The following is a 22,351-nucleotide window of genomic DNA, read 5'->3' on the forward strand; positions in this document are numbered from 1 at the left end:
GAATAGTTTAGCACAGTTTATGGGGCCTTCGAAAAAAAACAAAGAAAATCGGAAAAAATCTATATGGAAACGGATACAAATCAGTAAAAATATCAAGAAAGTGGAAAAAATAGTGAATGTAAGCGGTATCTGATAACGGTACAATACGTATATCAAATAAAACAGCAGTGGAGGAATCAGGGATGAAATTAAATTGGAAGAAAAGTTTTCTTACAGCAGCAACGTTATTATCCGCAGTAGCGCTAGGTGCTTGCGGCGACGGGGAAGCATCTACAGGGGATGCCGGTTATGTAGGAATCGCGATGCCGACTAAGTCAGCCGAGAGGTGGATTGCGGACGGCAACAACATGGTTACCGAGTTGGAGAAGCTGGGCTATAAAACGGACCTTCAATACGGTGAGGACAAAGTAGAAAACCAAGTAGCCCAAATCGAAAACATGATCACAAAAGGCGTGGATGTTTTGGTAATCGCTTCCATTGACGGTTCCGCCTTGACGGATGTGCTTGGAAAAGCAGCGGACGAAGGTATCGAAGTCATCGCTTACGACCGTTTGTTGATGAATTCCGAACACGTGGATTATTATGCAACTTTCGATAATTTCGGAGTGGGTGTGCTTCAGGCTTCCTATGTTGAAGATGCATTGAACTTGAGCGAAGGCGAAGGCCCGTACAATGTCGAATTGTTCGGCGGCTCTCCGGATGACAACAACGCCTTGATCAATTACAACGGCGTGATGTCCGTGTTCCAACAATACGTCGACAGCGGCCAATTGGTCATCCCTTCCGAACAAACGAAATTCAACCAGATCGCAACCCTGCGTTGGGATGGATCGACTGCACAAGCGCGGATGGATAACTTATTGAGCGCCAACTACACCGACAAAACATTGGATGCGGTCTTGTCTCCTTACGATCCGATCAGCTTGGGAATCATTTCTTCCTTGAAAGGTGTAGGTTATGGTTCAGACGACAAACCACTGCCGGTCATCACAGGTCAAGATGCAACCCAAGCAGGCGTTAAATCGATCATTGCCGGCGAACAGACACAAACGGTCTTCAAAGATACGCGTATCTTGGCTCAAAACACAATCGAAATGATTGAAGCAATCTTCAACGAGGAAGAAGTGCCTGTAAACGATACAGAAACGTATGACAACGGCGTGAAAATCGTACCGACTTATCTGGCTAATCCGGTCTCAGTCGATAAAGAAAATTACCAAGCGGAATTGATCGATACAGACTACTATTCTGAAAAAGATTTAGGCTTATAAAAAGGTGAATAATCGAGACTTCCTTTGCGACGCCAAGGAGGTCTCTTCCATAGAGGAGGGGTATCATGGCGGATTATATATTGGAGATGCGGAATATCGTCAAAGAATTTTCTGGCATCCGGGCTTTGAGTGATGTAAATCTGAAAATTGAGCGTGGCGAAATCCATGCCCTATGCGGCGAAAATGGCGCAGGGAAATCAACGCTGATGAATGTGTTGAGCGGGTTGTATCCTTACGGGAGCTACGAAGGGGATATCGTCTACAACGGCGAGCCCTGCAAATTCAAAAATCTCAAGGACAGCGAAAATGAAGGCATCGTCATCATCCACCAGGAGTTGGCGCTCAGCCCGTATCTGTCCGTAAGTGAAAATATTTTCCTCGGTAATGAACAGGCGAAGTATGGCATCATCGACTGGGATTTGACGGAAAAGAAGACAACCAATCTGCTGAAGACAGTCGGATTGAGAGTGAATCCCAATACGCTCGTTTCCCAGATTGGGGTTGGGCAGCAGCAATTGGTCGAAATCGCGAAAGCCTTCTCGAAATCAGTACGCCTATTGATTTTGGATGAGCCGACAGCCGCACTGAATGAGGAAGAGAGTGCCAATTTATTGGAGCTGATCAAGGAATTCAGAAGGCAAGGGATCACATCCATCATCATTTCCCATAAGTTGAATGAGATCGTCAACGTGGCCGACCGTATCACCATCCTGCGTGACGGCAAAACGATCGAAACGCTGGAAAAAGAGGCCATCAACGAGGAACGCATCATCCGCGGTATGGTCGGAAGGGACTTGACGAACCGTTATCCCGAACGCCATCCGAACTTGGGCGACGTTTACTTTGAAGTGAAGGATTGGACGGTCCATCATCCGATTGATGCGCACCGCGTCATGAACGACAAAATTAATTTCAAGATCCGCAAGGGCGAAATCGTCGGGATTGCCGGATTGATGGGGGCAGGCCGGACCGAATTTGCGATGAGCGTCTTCGGGCGTTCCTATGGCAGCAACATTTCCGGCAAAGTTTTTAAAGAAGGACAGGAAATTTCGGTCAAGGATGTGCCGGCAGCCATCGAAAATGGGCTTGCTTATGTATCCGAGGACCGGAAAGCACTGGGATTGAATCTCTTGATGGACATCCGCGAGAACACGACAATCGCAAGCTTAGGGAAAATCAGCAAAAAAGGCGTCCTGGATAAAGAAAAAGAAGTCCAGATAGCCGAGGCATACCGCAAAAAAATGCGAACGAAGACGAGCTCCATTTACCAAAAAGTCAGCAGCCTCAGCGGGGGGAACCAGCAGAAGGTCGTCCTTGCCAAATGGCTGATGACGGAGCCTGATGTCCTGTTCCTGGATGAACCGACACGCGGAATCGACGTCGGTGCCAAATACGAAATCTACACCATCATCGAGGAGATGGCGGCTGCAGGCAAATGCGTCTGCATCATCTCGTCCGAATTGCCTGAAATCTTGGGAATGTGCGATCGCATCTACACGATGAATGACGGTAAATTCACAGGTGAGGTTTTACGCGAACATGCAAACCAAGAATCGCTGATGAATCTAATGACTAGGGAAGAAGAAGGTGTGCTATAGATGGAAACGACAAACGGTATTAAAAAAGAAAAGCAAACAATGAATCTAAAAACAAAGGCGCTTGATATTTTCAGTAAATACAGTATGGTCATTATTCTGATCGGCCTGCTGATTGCTTTTCAGCTCATGACGGACGGCATCTTCTGGCGGCCGTTGAACATCACGAACATCGTGCTTCAGAACAGTCATATTCTGGTGTTGGCAGCGGGCATGTTGTTAGTAGTTTTATTGGGACATGTCGATCTCTCTGTCGGTTCTGTGATGGCTTTCGTAGGCGCCATCTCCGGCATCTTGATGGTGAATTGGAACATTAGCCCTTGGTTGGCGGTGCCACTCTGCATCGCGATCGGAGCGATCATCGGCGCTTGGCAAGGTTACTGGGTAGCGTACTTTGGCATCCCGGCTTTCATCGTCACGTTGGCGGGACTGTTAATGTTCCGTGGCCTGACACAGGTCGTGCTGGGCGGGCAATCATTGGCGCCTTTCCCGGAAATATTCCAAAAAATCTCTACAGGCTACCTGCCTGATCTGACGGACAGCAGTATCCATCTATTGACGATGATCCTGGGCGTCCTCATCGCCGCAGCGCTCGTTTTCGGCCAATGGCGCACACGTGAAAAACGCAAAAATAATCTGTTCGAAGTGGAATCGATGAACGCTTTCACGCTGAAAGCAGTCATGACAGCAGTGGTAATGATCGGAGTGACTTACATCTTCGCATCTTACCAAGGCTATCCTGTCATTTTAGTCATCTTGGGAGTCATCGTAGCAGCCTATGCGTTCTTGACGAACAAAACCGTTGCGGGACGCCAAATCTACGCAACCGGCGGAAACCGTAAAGCGGCAGAATTGTCTGGTATCAAAACGAAAAAAATCACTTTCTGGGTATTCGTGAACATGGGTGCGATGGCTGCTTTGGCTGGCCTTATCTTGGCTGCGCGTCTGAATGCGGCCACACCGCAAGCGGGTAATTCCATGGAATTGGATGCGATGGCAGCCGTATACTTCGGCGGAGCCTCCACTTCAGGCGGGATCGGAACCATCGTGGGCACAATCGTCGGCGGTTTGGTTATGGGTGTCTTGAATAACGGGATGTCCATTCTCGGTGTCGGTGTCGACTGGCAGCAAGCGATCAAAGGTCTGATTTTGTTGCTGGCCGTCGTCCTGGATATCTACAACAAGAAAAAGAAAGCAGCATAAGGGGTTGAAGCAGATGACCGAACAAAAGACAGCCTTATTGATTTGTACGGCAGGCATCACGACCGGCTTGCTGGTGAAGAATGTGCAGAACGCGGCGGATGAAAGGGGACTGGACATCCATGTCTACTCCGCACCGGCGATCATCGCGGAACAAGCGATCCAAAGCCAATCGATCGATGCCCTGATGATCGGCCCGCAATCCAAATACGAAATCGCGCGACTGAAGGATTTTCTGACCTATAAAGCAGTACCTTACAAGCTGATTTCGAAGGAAAATTACGAGATCCTGGACGGGGAAGCTGTATTGGATGAAATCATCGCGTTGATCGGGGAATAAGCATAAATAAGTATGGCAGCCGTCTCATTTGAGGCGGCTTTTTCATTTGGAAACTTTTGTATGGCGGAAAAATATTTGTGAACGGCTTTTCGACTCTCAGCTCCGGCGAGCGGAGGCTTGGCCGGAGTTCGGCTTGCGTTTTTAGTTGTTCTCCGATGAGGATATCCTCGCCGGAGAAGGTGCCGAAAGTTACCGTTGTCCTCCGGCGAGGGGAGCCTCCCCGGAGCTGAGGATACATTTTGGAGGGGCTACCGATTCTAGCGGTATCTGATTGCTTTCTTCTTGACTTGACCTTACTTCAAGGGGGTATGATGGAATCAGCAATGAAGATTCGGAACGGAGGAAAATAAAATGAACAGACCTTACAGAGTGATTTGTCATATGGCGATGTCGATAGACGGGCGTGCGGCGGGGCATTATTTGGGTGCGCCAGAGTTCGGGCCGTACGGGAATGCCTATGAGGGGACGCTACAAACTTACGGTTCGGACAATTGGATCTGCGGGCGAATCACGTTCGAGCAGCACATCACATTCGGGAATAAAGTGGACCTGTCCGCATACCCGGATGAAGCTATCCCGAGGGAAGACTATATTCATCCGGATGCATTCAGCTCTTACGCAATCGCGGTCGATCCGGAAGGGAAACTCGGCTGGCAAACGAATGTAATCGGTGACGAGTACCCGGAAAGAAAAGGCGATCACATCGTCACAATCTTGAGCGAGGTGGTCTCTGATCGGTATCTGGCCCATCTCAGGAAAGTGGGGGTTTCCTACATTTTTGCGGGGGAGATTAAACCGTTGTCGATGACGGTTGCCTTGGATAAGCTTCATAAACATTTTGGCATTCAGACCTTCATGCTGGTCGGTGGCGGCTTCGTGAATGGGTCGTTCGCGAGTGAAGGATTAGTCGATGAAATCAGCCTTATCATCGCCCCGCTTGTCGAAGGCGTTTCCAATTCTGTTTCACTGTTCGAGTTCGGGAGCAGTCCGGATCAGCGAATCCGGAAGTTTAGATTGGATACATTCGAACGGATCGATCCGGATGGCATCCGGCTGATTTATCTTTCGGAGTGAAACGAGGGTCCTGAATAACGAAATAACCACCGGATTCAAGGCATTTTGCCCTCGGATCCGGTGGTTCTTTATGTTGATGATGCGGTACGGAGTGCGTGGTCCGTTTATTCAGCCGCTTCCCGAACGGCGTAGTAGTTGCCGTCCCTGTCGGGGAAGTTGAAGGTCCTGGCGCCGCCCATTTCGATGATTTCGCCGACTGTCTCGTCGTTTTCCTTGAAACGCGCGTACAGCCCTTCGAAATCAGAGATGTCGAATAACAAGGAAGGCTTGTTGGATGCCACTTCCGGTGAATTCTTTTTGATGAAATCAATGTCGAACAGCTGCAGATTGCACGTAGGATTCACGGCAAGCACAATACTGATGGAATCACCAAAGTCAAAGCGGTCGACTTCTTTGAAAGCGAGATATTGTTTCCAAAAATCGGCATTCGCCTCTACATCCTCTACATAAAGCATGATATTCGCTGTTGTCATATCATTTCCTCCGTTCTTTTCGGTCATATGCTCATTATACGCCGGGAATTATTCGGAGGCCAACGTGAGGAACTTTTGCAGCAGGCTTTTTTGGATGAAAGGCTTTGGATTCGTATTTCCCGCTGCGAATTGTTAGAATATAAGCATAACGAGAGCAGTTTGAGAGAGGTGAAGGCAATTGAAGAGCAATAACGAAGCGTTTATGGGTTATTTCAATGATATCGAGAGTTTCTTCAACAAGGAATACAAGCCCGACCGCGGGAAATCCTACTACAGCTTTTACGAGTTGGTGGATAACGCCGCGCGCTACGACAGCTATGTGAAAAGGGTACGGGATGACTTCCAGATATTAGGGGATCTGCGTAACTTCTTGAGCCATGGAAACCAGAGCGATCTGGTGCTCGTCAACGAGGCGGCGCTGAATATGATTAAAGCAATCCACAACCAACTGTTGAAACCGAAAACCACTTTTGATATCAAGTCGAATGATGTGAAATTTTTCAAGGAAACGACCCCGCTTCCTGCAGTCCTTGAAACTATCCGAAACACCGATCTGACCCAATTTCCAATCAAGGATGGAAACGGAAAAGTGATTGGGTTGTTGACGGAGAATGGTATCACGCACTGGCTTTCCCAACATGCGCATGAAGCCAGCATTTCGATCGGCGGAACGCTTGCGCGAGATATACTTGTGTTGGACGAGAACAAAAATAATTTTGCCTTCATCAAGAAGGATGCTACTATCTATGAAGCCGAAGCACAGTTCGATAACCAAAAGATTGATGCGCTGTTGGTGACGGACAGCGGCAAAAATACAGAGAATTTGCTCGGCATCATCACGCGTTTCGACTTGGTGGAAGTGTAGACAAGCTTTCGTTCAGCAACAATAAAGACAGGCTGCCTCATTGGGGCAGCCTGTCTTTATTGTATTGAATCCTGTTGCTGACTGTGGAGCAGGATGCCGAAATGCGTGCGCAGCTCCTGTGAAGGCTCCCTTCACAGGAGGACATCGGTAACAATCGCCCTCACTTCCGATCAAGCCTGGCTCATCGGAGAACGCAACCAGAATGATAACCGACCTCCGTCGAGGACTGCGTTCGCCGGAGGAGGCAGCCCTTGATTTTTCTTATTTTTTGTTGTGGATGGAAATCCGTTTGAAAAGGGCTGAGCTTTGCGGATTCGCACCGGTAAGCGTCGTTTTCACGCCCCGTTTTTTGTTGCGGGTAATAAGTTTGTCGATCGCTTCGACAGCAGTGGAATCCCACAGCGTCATGGCGCTGATGTCGATGACGACTTCTTCCTCGTGTTCGATTTCTTCAGCAAAAAAGTCCAGAAATTTTTCGGCGGAAGCGAAGTACAGGTGGCCATCCACTTTATAGTGGTGTTCATCCTCGGCAGTCCCGGCTTCAACATGGAGATGGGACATTTTGAAAGCGGCGAAGATGGCGCTGACCAAAGTGCCGGCTACGACACCGTAAGCCAAGTTATGCGTTCCGATAACGATGGCGACGGTGAGGACCATAGCAAAGGTTTCGTTTTTAGGATTCGTACGCAGTCTTTTGATCGAGTCCCAGTTGATGGTTTCGATAGAAACGACGACCATGACGGCTGCCAAAGCGATAACAGGAATCTGGACGACGGCGCCGTTCAAAAGAACAACGGACAACAACATAAAGAATCCGGATAGGAAAGTTGCAAGACGGCCAAGGCCGCCGTAATTCAAGTTGATGATTGTCTGACCGATCATGCCACAACCGGCAATTCCGCCGAAGAAGCCGGAAACGAGATTTCCCAGGCCTTGGCTCAAGGTCTCTTGATTTTTGTCGCTTTTTTCCTCTGTAATTTCATCGACCAACTGTGCGGTCAACAAGGATTCAACCAATCCGACGATGGCGACCGAAAGCGCAGTGGGAAAAATGATCCGCAAAGTTTCCAGTGTCATCGGAACAGCCGGGATGCCGAAGCGCGGCAAATCGGTTGAGATGGACCCCATATCGCCCAACGTTTTCACATCCAAGCCAAAGCCCAGCACAATCGCGGTGATTACGAAGATCGCAACGATAGGTGCAGGGATTTTCTTCGTGACCCGAGGGAACAGGAAAATGATCGCGATTCCCAACAGTCCCAGAAGCGGCAAAAGCAGGCTGCCTTGGAAATGGTCCAATTGCGAAGTGAACATCATGATTCCCAAGCCATTGACGAAACCGATCATGACAGGCTTCGGAATGTAACGCATCAAGGTACCGATTTTGAGGAATCCCAAGACGACTTGCAGGACACCTGCCAGAATCGTCGCGGCAAAAAGGTACTGGATTCCGTATTCGGAGACCAGATGAGCCAGCACCAAGGCCACAGACCCAGCGGCTGCGGAAATCATGCCCTTGCTGGAACCGAAAAAGGCTGCAATGGCCGTGATGAAGAAAGTGGCGTAGACTCCCACGACTGGGGGTACTCCTGCGACGATCATGAAGCCGATGACTTCAGGGAATAGAGCCAAACAGACAACGATACCTGCCAGGATATCCCCTTTGATATTACTGAACCATTCTTGTTTGTATTGTTGCATAAATACCTTCCTTCTTGAAAAAATAGCGTTTATTTGATTTTCAAAATCATTAGACATACTTACAAAAAACATATTAACACATAACTGAACATAAATGGAAAAAAAGTTATTCCCGAGTATATATTTTGGGTGGTAAGTTTAATAAAAGTGGAAAAAGCTTTAAATTTTAGACTGCGGTGTGTTAGTATGTAAAAAGAAAAGTTGAATTCAAGAAAAGAGGAGCGAATCAGATGGAAGTAGGCAGTCGCATTCAAGAATTACGCAAACTGAACAAAATGACGGCGAAAGAATTGGCTGAGCAGATCGACGTCTCGCCTTCCTTCATTTCAGCCATTGAACATAATTCGACTAAGTTGTCCCTGAAGACGCTCAACCATATCTGCGAGGTGCTTGGGGTTACCTTGGCGGAATTCTTCAATGCGGAAATGAGCCCAGTGGAAAAGAAACTTACCGCTCAAATCAAAAAAATGCCCGAAGAGAAAAAGTATGAATTATTGGCCTTTTTGACAGGCTTGATTTCCTAGTAAGAATAGAAAAGGAAGATGCAACCCGCTTCAATATGAGGCGTGGGCATCTTCCTTTTTTCGTCTATTCCATTTCGAGCAGCTGTTCGATTGCAGCCAACACGCCTTCTTCATTGTTCGAAAGGGCACGGTATTTGGCGGCTTTTTTGACGTCGTCGGATGCATTGGCCATCGCGAAACTGTAAGCCACATGCTGGAGCATTTCGATGTCATTCCCGCTGTCGCCGAATGCGGCGGTCTCCTCATCGGAGATGCCCCACAGTTTCTGCAGCAATTGGATGCCGGAAGCTTTATGCATGCCGGGAATGATGAGGTCAATGGAGCCATGGCCGGTCGGTACAGGGGAAACGACATCGCCTACTTCGCGTGTGAAGTGTTCCAAGAGTGCGGGTACTTCATCCTCACCAAATCCGGATGCAAATTTGAAGATGATGTCGTCTATTTCGGAAAAAGAATCAACACGCTTCAAGCGATGATAGAAGCGTTTCGTATTATGGTAAAAGTAATCGGAAACGGAGTTGTCGACATAGGCACTGTTTTTGCCGCAAACGACCAATTTCGAATAGGCATCCAATTCCTTGAAAATCCGGAGCACTTTATCGATCGTATCCTGCGTCATCTCACCGACGGACAGCTCTTTGTTACGGTCCACGACAAAGGCTCCGTTTTCCGCGACAAAAGCAATATCATCCTGTATTTCAGGAAAAAAAGAACGCAGTTGATAGTATTGGTTTCCGCTGGCCACGACAAAACGGATATCCTTTTCGAGCATGCGTTCGTACAGGGCCGCGAAGCGCTCCTTGTTGAATTCCTTCCGGCTGTCCAGGAAAGTCCCGTCCATATCGACGGCGATCAGTTTGATGGGCATGGCGAATCTTCCTTTCGTCGGATGCAAAAACAACCCGGTTGGGGCCGCCAGTTTTGAGCATCCGCTTATGTTTACAACATCTTAACACGTTTCCTTACTTTTCCCAAGATGAAAAGAATGCCGTCAGCGGTTTTTCCGAGAAGGAAACAGTTGACAAAAAGAACGTGCGTTCGTATTATAAGGTTAAAGGATGTGACTGATATGGAAAATGGGATTTGCTTGAAAGGTTCAGTTGAAAAAATCAAAATCCTCAAACTGGAGGAAACACCGCTGATCCGCTTCACGCTGACGGTGGACAAGGAAGAGAAGCAGAATTGCTTGATCCGTGCGCATTCATTGGATTTTCTGTATCAGGTCACCGAAGGAAACGCGATCGTGATCTACGGTAGGAAGAACAAGCGCAATCAAGTCGTGGTGCAGAAATATCATGTAAGTCAAAAATGATAGCTGATGGATAGGGTGAGGAAAATGAGGCTGATGCAAAAAGGAACCTAGAGAAAAAAACTGGATGTCGCCGATCTGTTGGAACGAAAGGGCTGTTATGAGTTTACTCTGTTAGAGGATAATCTTTCCGTCAGAAGAGAGTTGTTCGAAATCTGGTGGTACGTTTATGAGGGCAACAATCATATTTTGGCCAAAAGCAAACGTTATCCTACCCGCCTCTATTTCTTTTTGCTTGAGCCAGGTGATCTGTTTGCGGTGAATGATTTCAGCATCTATCTGGAGACAGGGAAATTGAAATATCCTGTCGCCACATATTACAAAAAAAACGGCCGGTAATCAGAACCAGCCGCTTTTTTTGAACCAGCGATACATTGCCAAACCGATTCCAAACATCAGGCCGATAGCCAAAAAGTAGCCGTATTTCCAAGTCAATTCGGGCATATGTTCGAAGTTCATCCCATAGATGCCTGCAATCAATGTCAAAGGCGAGAAAATTGAAGTAATGATTGTAAGGACCTTCATCACATTATTGGTCTGATGGGAATTCAGCGATAGGTAACTATCGCGCATATCTGTCGTCACTTCACGGTTTGAGGTAATCATCTCGGATACCTTCAGCAGGTCATCATGGATGTCCGAAAAATAACTCCGTCTTTTGCTGACGCCTTCCAAGTGTTGGGAATTCAGCATGCGGTAAAGCAGATCCCGCATCGGAGTGACGGTCTGCAGCAGACCCAGCAGAAGATGCCGAGACTCCATCAATTCAGGTATGAATGCGGCAGTCGTTTTGTTCAGGTTGTCCTCTTCAAGTTGAGCAAGCCGATCTTCGATGTCGTGGATTAAAGGGAAATAATTATCCACAATCTGATCAAGGATTCTGTAAAAAATAAAATACGGGTCCCAGTTTTCGGCATTATATTGAGCCAACAATTGTTTCTGGATATAGGCCACTTCTTTTGAGTGGGCGAGCTGAAAAGTGACGATTAGTTTTTCGCTGACAAAGAAATCTAATTCTTCTTTGAAGAGGTCTCTGCCTTCTTTGCGAACGTGATGCGTCACATAAAACGTGTAATCTTCATAATAATCTAGCTTCGGACGCTGCAGTATTTGCAGACAGTCTTCTATAGCAAGTGGATGGAAATGGAAGGTCTTCTCGAGATATTTTACTTCGGATGGGCTAGGCTCATTGAAGTCGGCCCAGATCCATTTGTAGGCTGACAAGTCGGTTGTATCCAAATCGATGTCTGTGTGGACGAGATTGTCGGCTGTGATGCCGGTAACTGTTATCATATATTTGCACCTTCTTTACGAATGATTTCAATATCCATTATACGGGAAATGCACTGCCGATGCCATTTTTGGGTCATTTAACGGTCAGAAGCGGAGAAATATGCGATAATGGGAGCGAGAAGACAATCGGAACGGAGGATATCGGATGATCAAATTGATTTTGACGGATATGGACGGGACGTTCTTGAACAACAAAGGGGATTTCAATAGAGAACTTTTCAAGCAGGTCAAGCAGTTGATGACGGAAAAAGGAGTCGTTTTCGCGCCATGCACCGGCAAGCAGAGCGAGCGCGTCGAAGAAATATTCGGCGAGGATGCGGCTGATTTTTGGATCCTGGGGGACAGTGCGTCGCGGATCAAACGCAACGGCGCAGTCGTTTACGAATCGTTGTTAGAGAATGGGACAGGCCTTGCCATCCTGCGCGAACTGGAAGAGATGCAGCTTGGGCATACGTTGATTGCCTGCACGAAAGAAGCCGCCATGATTAAAAGTGATTTGTCGCCCGAGGAATCCGCAGCTGTCAGGAAATCGTACAAGAAAGTGATTACGGTGGCTGATTTTGGGGCCATCGCGGACGATTTTATCAAAATCACAGTCCGCGATATGCAAGAGCGCTGCATCCAAACAGCTGAAAAATTAATCGATTACAGCGACCGGGCGCATATCGTCGCTTCGGAGAAGGCCTGGCTGGACATCACCGACTTCAACGTGCATAAAGGGAGTACGGTCGCCCGACTGCAGGAGCTGCTGCAGGTCACCCCGGAAGAAACGATGGTGTTCGGGGATGGGATGAACGACATCGAAATGATGGAGAGCGGCAGATACAGTTTCGCTGTGCGGAATGCTTATCCGATCATCAAGGACACGGCGGCTTTCATCACGGGCAGGACAAATGATGAGGATGCGGTGTCGCACACAATTCTCCAGTTGCTTGCGTTGCAAGAATAGCACTTTATTTAAAGCAAGGGCATCTCCGATCCTCGAAAATTTCCAATTGACTTGGAGTCCACTCCAAGGTATAGAATGTAACTGAGGCTTACTGTCAGGATAGATTTTGATGCCGAAAGGATGGACGAGATGATAAACATAAAGAAGGCCAGCGAACAAACGGGTGTATCGGCTGATACGATCCGCTACTATGAGAGGATCGGTCTGATTCCTCCAATAAAAAGGAATGAAAATGGGGTCCGTGAGTTCGATGAAGAAGATCTGAAGTGGATCGTCTTCAGCCGCCAGATGCGCAATGCAGGTTTATCGATCGAATCCTTGATCGAATATCTTGCACTCTTCCGCAGTGGCGAAGAGACCGTTCCGGCAAGAATGGATCTGTTGGTTGAACAACAGCGCGAACTCCAGGAACGGATCGATGTCATGCAGCAAGCGATGGATCGGCTGACGTTCAAAATCGAAAATTATACGAGCCACATGGTTCCAAGCGAAAACAAGCTGAGGGAATTCAAATGATACAACGCAAAAAAATCCCATCGGGCCGCCTAATTTAAGTCGGCTGATGGGATTTTTATTAATTGGTCCGAATCCATTGGGTCGACATGTCGACGCCCGCATCCAACATGAGGTTATAGACGGGGCATCTTCTTTCGACTTCAGCCGCCAGCTTCTCAATGGCTTCGTCGGTCTCATCAGTTTCGATATGATTGATGAGCGTGACTTCCTGGAAGTAGGTCCGGATATCATCCTCCCCGGCAAAACCGCGTGGATCAAAGGTGCCTTCGACGGTGAACGACAGTCCTCTGTAGGTGAGCCCCTGTTGTTCGGCTACATAATAGGCTATGATCGATGTGCAGCCTGCCAAGGAACTCAAAAGATATTCCAGCGGATTCGGCCCTTTGTTGTCGCCGCCCATCCGTTCCGATTCATCCACAAAAAATTCAGGCAGATTGCGGACTTTTACTGTAGTGGTGATGCCTTGGTGTGATTGGCCAGTGATTCTCAGTTTCGCTAATTTTGTTTCTGTCATCTGGATAACCCCGTTTCTATGATTTGTTCAGTCAGCGCTTACAAGTTTATTTTATCACAGCGGTGAAGGATAAACTTACCAGAAGCACTCCTTCCACACGAGGAAGGTGGCTCGGGGAAATACCAGAAATATTGCTCTCATCTGTTGCACAGTGGATGTCCAAAACCGTCCGAGAGTGGTATACTATCTTTGAAGGAAAAGTGCGGGTAAGTGTTGAAGTACAAGCCTATATTCACGTTTTTTAGGCAAATAATCATCTTGGTTGATTCATGAAGAAAAGGGGTTTTCTCAATGGAAAAGAAGGATTTGGAACTGATATTGGCTAATTTCGGACCGGAAAAGGAATTCATCGGCGATGGCTATTTCCGCATCCGCGACAAAGGCAATGAGCATTATGAAATCGCCTATCTTGTCTCAGCATGCTGCGGGACAACGAACTACTTCCCACAGATTGCTGTCCATGTCGAAGGCGACAAGGTGGTTCCCGATTCCGTTCTGGATTTGGTATCCAATCCGGCAAAAATGCTCAGTTATTCACCTGAGACGAGCGCTGTGATGGAGCAGGAATTGGATAAACTCTGCCAAAAGTTTTTGGAAATCAAGAACTTGAAAGCAGCGAATGTTGGGACACCAGACTGAGCTCTGGTGTTTTTTTATATATGTGATTCAAAAAAAAGAGTAAGGGAATGCGTAAATGACGCACTCTCTTGCTCCTTTTTTTTCTATTTTTTCAGATGGAATCGCTGTAGGCTTTCATCAGCTCTTTCGCCATATCGATCAGGGCCAAGTCGACGGACGAAAGGGTCTTTTTTTTGCTGTAGGCGATGAAATAACGGGTGCGGACGATGCTGGTTTCGATATAAAAAATATTGTAGCTGTCCATCAATTCACTGTTGTTGAGCGCACTCTTCGGCAGAAAAGTCAGTCCCATTCCTTTTCGCGCAAGCGCTGCTGCGGTAGAAATGTTCTGTGATTCCATGACGATATCGGCTTTGATGTCCAGATGCTTGAGGAATTCGTTTGCCTGTTTACGGATCCCGGATTGGGAAGTGGTCAGCACATACTTTTCATTCTTCAACAAGTTCAATGGGTACGGAAATTTTTCAATTTCCTTTAGCCCGGGTTGGTACAGCGGGCTCGTGTCCGGTACAATGACGCACCATTTGTCATCCGCAAGCATCGTGTAGGATAGCTGTTCGTTATGGATCGGCAGCATACCCAAGTAGAGATCGACTTTGTTTTCTAACAGGTCCATCTCTGTCGTCTTGGCGTCCTGTTCCATGATTTTCAGAACGATGCCGGGATATTTTTCATGGAACTTGGGCAAAATCAGCGGAAGCAGGAAGGAACCCATGATCGGATGGACACCGATGCGGATTCGGCCGTATTTCAGTTTTGTGATCAGGGTCAATTCGTTGACCATATCCTCGTACTGGTTCTGCATCTTTTTCATGTGCGTCAGGAACCTTTCGCCGGCATAGGTCAATTCCATCGGAGTCCGATTGCGCTCGACCAATTGGGTTTGGAGTTCCTCTTCCAGTTTCGTGATGGTTTTGCTGAGGTAAGGTTGGGAAATATATAGAGACTTTGCCGCCTGGGTGAAGGTTCCTTCACTGACGATGGCATCCAGGTAGGCAATGATAGTGGTCTGTTGCAGCATTTTAAGTCATCCTTTCGATGGGTGGCTTTATTTCTGTTTGAAATAGAGAACGATAGGGTATCACAGAAGTTATTTTAACGCATTTTCGATTGTGAAAGATAAAATAATCACAATTATAACAGAAGAGTTATGGAGATGATATCTATTCAGAACAAAAAAGATATGGACAAAATACATTATCTCAAAAAAGAGGTGTATTATATTTGTTCATAAACTCACTAACGACGAGCTTTCCATTCCGAATCAAATTATTTCGTATAACCAAACAGTTATGATAAACCGGTGAAGATTACTATTTCACAATTAATCTGATCAATTCTATAATGCGACTATCAAGAGAAAAGGTGAGCAAGCGCAATGGCAATTTCAGCCGACCTTGTAGACTCATCACTCACAATTCAAGGAAGAAGGAAAAACGAAATGACAACATTATGTGAAATGCTAGGAATAGAATATCCTATTTTTCAAGGAGCGATGGCACGGATCGCAACAGCTGATATCGCTTCTGCCGTTTCAAATGCAGGCGGACTCGGCATCATCGCTTCAGGCGGGATGACAGCAGATCAATTGCGTGCAGAAATCCAAAAATGCAAAACAATGACGGACAAGCCTTTCGCCGTTAACTTGATGTTGATGATGAAGAATTGCCCGGAATTGGTTGATGTCGTGATCGAAGAGGGCGTCAAAGTCGTAACAACTGGAGCAGGAACACCGAAACCGTTCATGCCGAAATTCAAAGAAGCTGGCATCAAAGTCATTCCAGTAGTAGCTTCCGTGAAACATGCACAAAAAATGGAAGCCTTGGGCGCTGATGCAATCGTAGCTGAAGGAACAGAAGCGGGCGGACACGTCGGCGAAACAACAACCATGTGCTTAGTGCCGCAAGTAGTCAGCGCAGTCAACATCCCTGTATTGGGAGCCGGCGGAGTCGGTGATGGCCGCGGAGTCGTTGCGATGTACGCGATGGGTGCTCAAGGGATCCAAGTAGGAACACTTTTCTTGTCTGCTGAAGAATGCCCGGTTCCAGCTACATTCAAGCAAGCCGTACTGGATGCTGATGATACAGCTACAATCGTTACAGGACGCCGCAACGGAGCACCTGTCCGTTCCATCAAAAACAAGATGCTTGCGAAGTTCCAGGAACTGGAAAACAACAATGCATCCCGTGATGAATTGGAAGAATTATCATTGGGTTCATTGAGCAAAGCCGTCTTCGAAGGCGATGTCGAGAATGGATCGGTCATGGCTGGCCAAATCACCGGTATGGTCCGTGATATCCGTCCTGCCAAAGAAATCATCGAAACATTGTTCAAGGACGCTGAAGCAATCGCAGCATCATTGAAGATTGCTTATTAATCAAAACTGAAAAGCTCAGAGTAAGACTGAGCTTTTTTCTTACTTACTTATGTGAATGAACGAGCAAATAGGAGGGTACACTTATGACAAAAGTAATCACAGCTGCAGAAGCGGCAAAATTGATCAAAGACAACAGCACAGTGGCATTGACCGGATTCGGTATGGCCTGTGTGAACGAAGAGATGGCCATTTCTATCGAAGATCGCTTTAAAGCGGAAGGCCATCCGAACAACCTGACAGTCATCCATGCGAGCGCTGTAGGGGATCGCCGCACAAAAGGGATGAGCCATCTTGCCCATGAAGGCTTGATCAAACGTTGGATCGGCGGCATCGTCAGTGCTTCTCCGCAACTCAGTGACCTGATTGTCGAAAACAAATGCGAAGCCTACAACCTTCCGCAAGGGGTCATTACCCAACTGTACCGTGAAATCGCAGCAAAACGTCCGGGCTTGTTCACAAAAGTCGGCATGCGTACCTTCGTCGATCCGCGTCTGGAAGGCGGCAAGCTTTCCCCGCGCACGACCGAAGATATCGTCAAAGTGGTTGAAATCGAAAATGAAGAATGGTTATTCTACCCGACTTTCCCGATCAATGTCGGCCTGATCCGCGGAACGGTAGCCGATGAAAAAGGTAACTTGACGCTTGAAAAAGAAGGTTTGCACATGGAAGTGCTGCCGGTCGCACAGGCTGTCAAAAACTCAGGCGGCATCGTGATCGCACAAGTGGAAACATTAGCAGCAGCAGGCACGCTGCATCCTAAAGACGTCAAAGTACCGGGTATCATGGTCGATTACATTGTCGTGGCACAACCAGGCAATCAGTTCCAGACAGAAAACACTGAGTACAATCCGGCTTTCTCCGGCGATACAAAAGTACCAATGGATGCTGTAACGGCACTTCCATTGGACGCACGTAAAGTTATCGCCCGCCGTGCAGCGATGGAGTTGGTTCCGTCCGCTATCCTGAACCTTGGCGTAGGGATTCCTGTCAATGTCGCGACAGTCGGTGCTGAGGAAGGAATCAGCGATCAATTGGTGTTGACGACCGAAGCTGGATCGATCGGCGGCGTTCCGGCAGGATTGCGGGATTTCGGGCATGCCTTCAATAGCGAAGCGATCATGGATCATCATGCGCAATTCGATTTCTATGATGGTGGCGGCTTGGACTTATCCGTGTTGGGGTTGGCTCAGACCGATGCATACGGAAACGTGAATGTATCCAAGTTCGGCAATCGTGTCGCTGGTTGCGGCGGATTCATCAATATTTCTCAAGCTGCCAAAAAATTGGTGTTTGCAGGAACCTTTACTGCCGGTGGCTTGCAGCAGGAAGTCAAAGATGGCCGTTTGACGATCATCCAGGAAGGGAAAGCGAAGAAATTCGTAGCTGAAGTCGAACAAGTCACTTTCAGCGGGGAATACGCGTCCGAAGTGGAACAGGAAGTATTGTACGTAACAGAACGTGCGGTATTCGACCTCGAGAAAGGCAAATTGCGCCTGATCGAAATCGCCCCGGGCGTCGATCTTGAAAAAGATATTTTGGGACAAATGGGCTTCAAACCGGTCATTGCTGAAAATCTGAAAGTAATGAACGAAGGCATGTTCCGCGAAAATTGGGGAGAACTAAAAAACATCGTTATGGCGAATGGAAAATAAGGGAGTGTTGTTGATGAAAAAGGAAATTAATCGTTGGGCTGTCTTAGTCAGCTCTATGGGTATCTTGATGTGTACGGGTGCAGTTTATGCTTTCAGCGTGTTGGCGGGACCGTTGTCTGCCGCAAGAGGTTGGACAATGGCTGAGGTCATGGTAGCCTTCGCGATCAACGCGGCTTTAGGGCCGATTCCGATGATCTTGGGCGGCTTCTTGACCGACAAAGGTTGGTCGAAATGGAGCACGATGGCCGGAGCGGTATTGTTCGGTGTGGGTTTTGCTTTGGCGGGTACGGCAACTACTTTGACTGAATTGTACATTTATTACGGTTTGATGGCTGGTTTCGGACAAGGCTTCGCTTACTCAGGTTGCCTAAGCAACACAATCCGTTTCTTCCCGGATAAAAAAGGTTTGGCTTCCGGATTGATCACAGCAGGTATGGGCGGAGCGGCCATCATCGCAGCTCCGATCGCAAACCAACTGATCCAAAGTATTGGCGTTGCCGACACTTTCGTGCGGATGGGTATCGCCTATGCCATCATCAGCTTCACTTGCAGCCTCTTCATCAAGGTTGCTCCGAAAGATTATATGCCAAAAAATATGAACGCAGCGGCTACTGCAGCAGCGAATAAACCGGTCGTAAACAAGAACTGGAAAGAAATGCTGCAGGATCCGAAATTCTATATGATTATCCTAATGTTCGCCATGGGTGCTTTCTCAGGCTTGATGATCGCTTCAAACGCTTCTCCGATCGGACAATCCATGTTCGGCCTATCCGCAGCAGCGGCAGCCGTATATGTCAGCGTGTATTCTCTTAGCAATACTATGGGTCGCGTTATCTGGGGCGCTGTTTCCGATAAATTGGGCCAACCCACGACTATCAGCATCATGTATAGTGTCATCATTCTTACTTTCTTGATCCTTATTTTTGTCAAATCCATGTTCGGTTTTACACTCGGGATCATTGGTTTAGGCCTATGCTTCGGCGGTGTGATGGGCGTGTTCCCATCGTTAGTCATGGATAACTTCGGACCGAAATTCCAAGGCGTCAACTACGGTATCGTGTTCATCGGTTACTCGACATCCGCTTTCGTTGCACCTAAAGTAACAGCAGGAATCGCTGCTGCAAACAACGGTGACTTCACCAAAGCTTTCTATGTTGCTATCGTGGTTGCGGCTGCAGGTCTGATCCTGGATCTTGTTTACAAGAAAAAAACAGCAACTAAATCGATCACAGAAACTGCTCAATAAACATAAAAAGCATCCCCTACGCTCGAATACGAGCGCAGGGGATGCTTTTTTGATTTTTATAGATGGCCGCCGTCATCTTCCCATTCATCTTCGTCATCATCCAGTGCTATCCACTCGTCCTCATCAAGGCCCGGCAGGCCTTCGCCTAGGCCGCTGACGTTCAGATAGGCCAATTCCTCATTGATTGCTTTCACAATTTCCCCGGAATCTTTATACGCGAGGTCTAGTGTGCCGTCCGTGATATCGAGGCGGGTATGGTCTTCCTCCGGCGTCAGATTCTCGGCGCGCACGCAACGGGGATAGAGAACGTCCGCCTTCGCCTCAAAGGCTTTTTGCAGGATGATTTCATGTTCCCAGTTATCTTCCATATTGTAAGTGTAGATGATTTTGTCGTCTTTTCCTTGGACATGGTCCCGCAGACGATCGGTTTCTGCCAATGTGTCTTTATGCGGCGAGGCAAACCTGAAAGTATGCGGGTGGAGATCGGACCAGTTGAATGCACTTTGGAGAATGAAATGCAGATCGGAGAAGGTTGTGTCGTCATCCAATTGTATATCCCGCCAAACCGGTATGCCGACATCCAAAAGCGTAACCCTGAGTTCGAACATCATTTGAAAAACCACCTTTTTTATTTTCAGTATAACGGTTTCATAGGGCGAGTTCAAATAAGAAGGGGTGCTACGGGTTGGGCGAGGACGGTATGCGGCAAATAATCTGATTTTTGCCACATCCCAGAAAAAAATCGGGATTTATTTCCTCAGGAAAGGGGATACAATAAGGACAACAAATAACTACAGAGGTGGATAAAAAAATGAATACTGGGAAAAAGAAAATCATCGCTTTAACAGCGTGCCCTGTCGGCATAGCCCATACCTACATGGCAGCAGAGAATATCCAAAAAGCCGGGGAAAAAATGGGAGTGGAAATCAAAGTCGAAACACATGGATCGATCGGTATTGAAAATGCATTGACCGATGCGGAAATCCGTGAAGCGGATGGCGTCATCATAGCTGCAGATACCGTATTGGACAAATCACGTTTCCAAGGCAAACCGATGGTGACTGTAGGCGTGCAGGAAGGTATCCGTAATCCCGAAAAATTGATCCAACAGATCATTGATGGGCATGCACCTGTTTATGGCAGCGCCTCAGCCGTTCGGACGGGCTCAGAGAGCAACTCCGAGAAAAGGAAAAATCCAATCTATCAAAGTTTGATGAACGGCGTTTCCTATATGGTTCCGTTCGTTGTCGTCGGAGGATTACTGATTGCGATCGCCTTGACGTTGGGCGGTGAGCCAACCGCTACAGGAATCGTCATTCCGGAAGATTCCATTTGGTCGACCGTAATCGCTCTGGGTGGTGCGGCGATGGGCTTAATCATCCCGATCCTATCCGGATACATCGCCTACAGCATCGCCGACAGACCGGGTCTTGTTCCGGGTATGATTGGTGGACTTGTTGCAGCCAACGGAAGTTTCTACGGAAGCGAAGCGAATGCTGGATTCATCGGTGGTATCATCACCGGTTTCCTGGCAGGGTATGTGGCGCTTGCGCTGAAAAAAGTGAAGGTTCCGAAGGCGATGCAGGCAGTCATGCCGATCATCTTCATCCCGATCATAGCCACACTCGTAGTGGGATTATTGTTCATCTTCGTTATCGGACAGCCGGTTGCATCATTTTTTGAGATGTTGACAAACTGGCTGGCAGGAATGCAAGGGTCCAGTGAAATCGTCCTGGCATTGATCATGGGTGCGATGATAGCTGTCGATATGGGCGGCCCATTCAATAAGGTAGCCTTCCTCTTCGGTTCGGGTATGATTGCGCAAGGCAATTATGAAATCATGGGGCCAATCGCTGTCGCTATCTGTATCCCTCCCATCGGTTTGGGAGTCGCATCGTTCCTTTTGAAAGATAAGTTTACGCAGACGGAAAAAGAAACAGGGAAGGCCAGCTTCACGATGGGATTGTTCGGAATCACTGAAGGAGCTATCCCATTTGCAACGCAAGATCCGTTGCGTGTCATTCCGAGCATCGTCGTTGGTTCGATGGCCGGTTCAGTTGTTGCGGCACTAGGGAATGTAGGCGATCGAGTGGCACATGGAGGACCGATTGTTGCCCTCCTTGGTGCAGTCGATAATGTACTTATGTTCTTCGTTGCGGTTGCGGTGGGTGTTGCTGTAACGGTCATGATGCTGAAAATCCTGAAAAAAGATGTGATAATTGGGGAACTGATCGCAGTTGCTGTTGCGCCAGCCACGACAAAAATGCCTGAGGCTGCTCCAGTTGTGGTTAAGAAAGCAACGGGCAGTAAGCCAGTTTCGCAACTGACGGATATTTTGACAAGAGACTTGATCATTTTGGACTTGGAAAGCGACTCAAAAGACAGTGCGATGGACGAATTGGTTGATGCACTGGCAACACACGGCAATGTAACGTCACGCAGCGAGTTCAAGAAAGCCATCCTGGAACGGGAAGCAGAAAGCACGACCGGCATCGGCATGAACATTGCAATCCCTCACGGAAAGTCAGCGGCGGTCTCAGAGCCTTGCGTCGTATTCGGCAGAAAAAAAGCAGGCGTGGACTGGAACAGCCTGGACGGCAGCCCCGCAAAACTGATCTTCATGATTGCGGTACCTGCCGAAAATCAAAACGATGCGCATCTGAAGATTCTGCAAATGTTATCCAGAAGATTGATGGATGATGCATTCAGAAACGACCTTATGTCAGTCGAGACAACAGAACAGGCATATGAGATGCTTAGAACGGTCTCCTAGTTTGAATGGATCATGGCAATAGCGGCATAAATTGAACCTA

Annotated in this window: 23 protein-coding genes; 16 read left to right on the plus strand and 7 right to left on the minus strand. The window is 47.7% G+C overall.

From position 1 onward, the window contains the following. Nucleotides 1-182: 182 nt before the first annotated feature. From chvE to C7R56_RS08810, 5 genes are all read left to right on the plus strand, one after another. On the plus strand, nt 183-1,271 hold the full coding sequence (gene chvE, locus C7R56_RS08790; RefSeq protein ID WP_107996371.1) for a multiple monosaccharide ABC transporter substrate-binding protein: 1,089 nt from the start codon (nt 183-185) through the stop codon (nt 1,269-1,271). A 65-nt stretch (nt 1,272-1,336) separates the two neighbouring features. After that, nucleotides 1,337-2,869, plus strand: a complete 1,533-nt coding sequence (gene mmsA / locus C7R56_RS08795; RefSeq protein WP_107996373.1) for a multiple monosaccharide ABC transporter ATP-binding protein — start codon at nt 1,337-1,339, stop codon at nt 2,867-2,869. Beyond that, the gene (mmsB, locus tag C7R56_RS08800; protein WP_107996375.1) at nt 2,870-4,069 is read left to right on the plus strand and encodes a multiple monosaccharide ABC transporter permease; all 1,200 of its coding nucleotides are present in this window, start codon (nt 2,870-2,872) and stop codon (nt 4,067-4,069) included. A 13-nt stretch (nt 4,070-4,082) separates the two neighbouring features. Next, the gene (locus C7R56_RS08805; RefSeq protein ID WP_107996377.1) at nt 4,083-4,406 is read left to right on the plus strand and encodes a PTS sugar transporter subunit IIB; all 324 of its coding nucleotides are present in this window, start codon (nt 4,083-4,085) and stop codon (nt 4,404-4,406) included. Between the two features lie 351 nt (nt 4,407-4,757). Next, a complete protein-coding gene (locus C7R56_RS08810; RefSeq protein ID WP_107996380.1) occupies nt 4,758-5,480 on the plus strand; it encodes a RibD family protein in 723 nt (240 codons plus the stop codon). 104 nt (nt 5,481-5,584) lie between these two features. Here C7R56_RS08810 and C7R56_RS08815 read toward each other — a convergent pair whose 3' ends face one another. Next, entirely contained in the window at nt 5,585-5,953 is a 369-nt protein-coding gene (locus C7R56_RS08815) for a VOC family protein (protein ID WP_159072213.1), read from the minus strand. A gap of 178 nt (nt 5,954-6,131) precedes the next feature. On the opposite strand from C7R56_RS08815, the gene C7R56_RS08820 reads away from it, so the two are divergent. Then, the gene (locus tag C7R56_RS08820; protein ID WP_159072214.1) at nt 6,132-6,818 is read left to right on the plus strand and encodes a CBS domain-containing protein; all 687 of its coding nucleotides are present in this window, start codon (nt 6,132-6,134) and stop codon (nt 6,816-6,818) included. A gap of 261 nt (nt 6,819-7,079) precedes the next feature. Here C7R56_RS08820 and C7R56_RS08825 read toward each other — a convergent pair whose 3' ends face one another. Continuing rightward, nucleotides 7,080-8,519, minus strand: a complete 1,440-nt coding sequence (locus tag C7R56_RS08825; protein ID WP_107996385.1) for a SulP family inorganic anion transporter — start codon at nt 8,517-8,519, stop codon at nt 7,080-7,082. A 230-nt stretch (nt 8,520-8,749) separates the two neighbouring features. Here C7R56_RS08825 and C7R56_RS08830 point away from each other — a divergent pair, with 230 nt between their 5' ends. Further along, nucleotides 8,750-9,043: a helix-turn-helix domain-containing protein gene (locus tag C7R56_RS08830; protein WP_107996387.1), complete on the plus strand. Its 294-nt coding sequence runs from the start codon at nt 8,750-8,752 to the stop codon at nt 9,041-9,043. A gap of 64 nt (nt 9,044-9,107) precedes the next feature. Here C7R56_RS08830 and C7R56_RS08835 read toward each other — a convergent pair whose 3' ends face one another. After that, complete coding sequence (locus C7R56_RS08835) at nt 9,108-9,911, minus strand: Cof-type HAD-IIB family hydrolase (RefSeq protein ID WP_107996390.1); 804 nt, start codon at nt 9,909-9,911, stop codon at nt 9,108-9,110. A gap of 201 nt (nt 9,912-10,112) precedes the next feature. On the opposite strand from C7R56_RS08835, the gene C7R56_RS08840 reads away from it, so the two are divergent. Together C7R56_RS08840 and C7R56_RS08845 are read left to right on the plus strand one after the other, a co-directional pair. Beyond that, the gene (locus tag C7R56_RS08840; protein ID WP_107996392.1) at nt 10,113-10,355 is read left to right on the plus strand and encodes a hypothetical protein; all 243 of its coding nucleotides are present in this window, start codon (nt 10,113-10,115) and stop codon (nt 10,353-10,355) included. Between the two features lie 78 nt (nt 10,356-10,433). Next, on the plus strand, nt 10,434-10,691 hold the full coding sequence (locus C7R56_RS08845; protein WP_159072215.1) for a hypothetical protein: 258 nt from the start codon (nt 10,434-10,436) through the stop codon (nt 10,689-10,691). On the opposite strand, the gene corA is transcribed toward C7R56_RS08845, so the two are convergent. Further along, on the minus strand, nt 10,692-11,645 hold the full coding sequence (gene corA, locus C7R56_RS08850) for a magnesium/cobalt transporter CorA (protein ID WP_107996396.1): 954 nt from the start codon (nt 11,643-11,645) through the stop codon (nt 10,692-10,694). A gap of 145 nt (nt 11,646-11,790) precedes the next feature. Between corA and C7R56_RS08855 the strand changes: the two genes are divergently transcribed. After that, nucleotides 11,791-12,594, plus strand: coding sequence for an HAD-IIB family hydrolase (locus C7R56_RS08855; protein ID WP_107996398.1), 804 nt, complete (start codon nt 11,791-11,793; stop codon nt 12,592-12,594). A gap of 132 nt (nt 12,595-12,726) precedes the next feature. Next, the gene (locus tag C7R56_RS08860; RefSeq protein WP_199903016.1) at nt 12,727-13,110 is read left to right on the plus strand and encodes a MerR family transcriptional regulator; all 384 of its coding nucleotides are present in this window, start codon (nt 12,727-12,729) and stop codon (nt 13,108-13,110) included. Nucleotides 13,111-13,168: 58 nt separating this feature from the next. On the opposite strand, the gene C7R56_RS08865 is transcribed toward C7R56_RS08860, so the two are convergent. Then, the gene (locus C7R56_RS08865; protein ID WP_107996401.1) at nt 13,169-13,624 is read right to left on the minus strand and encodes an OsmC family protein; all 456 of its coding nucleotides are present in this window, start codon (nt 13,622-13,624) and stop codon (nt 13,169-13,171) included. A gap of 291 nt (nt 13,625-13,915) precedes the next feature. Between C7R56_RS08865 and C7R56_RS08870 the strand changes: the two genes are divergently transcribed. Beyond that, nucleotides 13,916-14,263 carry a hypothetical protein gene (locus C7R56_RS08870; RefSeq protein ID WP_107996404.1) on the plus strand — a complete coding sequence of 116 codons (348 nt, stop codon included), beginning with the start codon at nt 13,916-13,918 and terminating at the stop codon, nt 14,261-14,263. Nucleotides 14,264-14,354: 91 nt separating this feature from the next. On the opposite strand, the gene C7R56_RS08875 is transcribed toward C7R56_RS08870, so the two are convergent. Continuing rightward, complete coding sequence (locus C7R56_RS08875; protein ID WP_107996406.1) at nt 14,355-15,284, minus strand: LysR family transcriptional regulator; 930 nt, start codon at nt 15,282-15,284, stop codon at nt 14,355-14,357. 357 nt (nt 15,285-15,641) lie between these two features. On the opposite strand from C7R56_RS08875, the gene C7R56_RS08880 reads away from it, so the two are divergent. The 3 genes from C7R56_RS08880 (at nt 15,642) to C7R56_RS08890 (ending at nt 19,538) form a co-directional block, all read left to right on the plus strand. Continuing rightward, nucleotides 15,642-16,640, plus strand: coding sequence for a nitronate monooxygenase (locus tag C7R56_RS08880; RefSeq protein WP_107996408.1), 999 nt, complete (start codon nt 15,642-15,644; stop codon nt 16,638-16,640). A gap of 83 nt (nt 16,641-16,723) precedes the next feature. Then, nucleotides 16,724-18,292: an acyl CoA:acetate/3-ketoacid CoA transferase gene (locus C7R56_RS08885; protein ID WP_107996410.1), complete on the plus strand. Its 1,569-nt coding sequence runs from the start codon at nt 16,724-16,726 to the stop codon at nt 18,290-18,292. A 13-nt stretch (nt 18,293-18,305) separates the two neighbouring features. Continuing rightward, a complete protein-coding gene (locus C7R56_RS08890; RefSeq protein WP_107996468.1) occupies nt 18,306-19,538 on the plus strand; it encodes an L-lactate MFS transporter in 1,233 nt (410 codons plus the stop codon). Nucleotides 19,539-19,594: 56 nt separating this feature from the next. Here C7R56_RS08890 and C7R56_RS08895 read toward each other — a convergent pair whose 3' ends face one another. Continuing rightward, nucleotides 19,595-20,149, minus strand: a complete 555-nt coding sequence (locus C7R56_RS08895) for a plasmid pRiA4b ORF-3 family protein (protein ID WP_107996412.1) — start codon at nt 20,147-20,149, stop codon at nt 19,595-19,597. Nucleotides 20,150-20,349: 200 nt separating this feature from the next. Here C7R56_RS08895 and C7R56_RS08900 point away from each other — a divergent pair, with 200 nt between their 5' ends. Further along, nucleotides 20,350-22,311 carry a PTS fructose transporter subunit IIABC gene (locus tag C7R56_RS08900; RefSeq protein ID WP_107996414.1) on the plus strand — a complete coding sequence of 654 codons (1,962 nt, stop codon included), beginning with the start codon at nt 20,350-20,352 and terminating at the stop codon, nt 22,309-22,311. Nucleotides 22,312-22,351: the final 40 nt, after the last annotated feature.

Source organism: Trichococcus paludicola (assembly GCF_003052295.1).
Taxonomy (GTDB): domain Bacteria; phylum Bacillota; class Bacilli; order Lactobacillales; family Aerococcaceae; genus Trichococcus; species Trichococcus paludicola.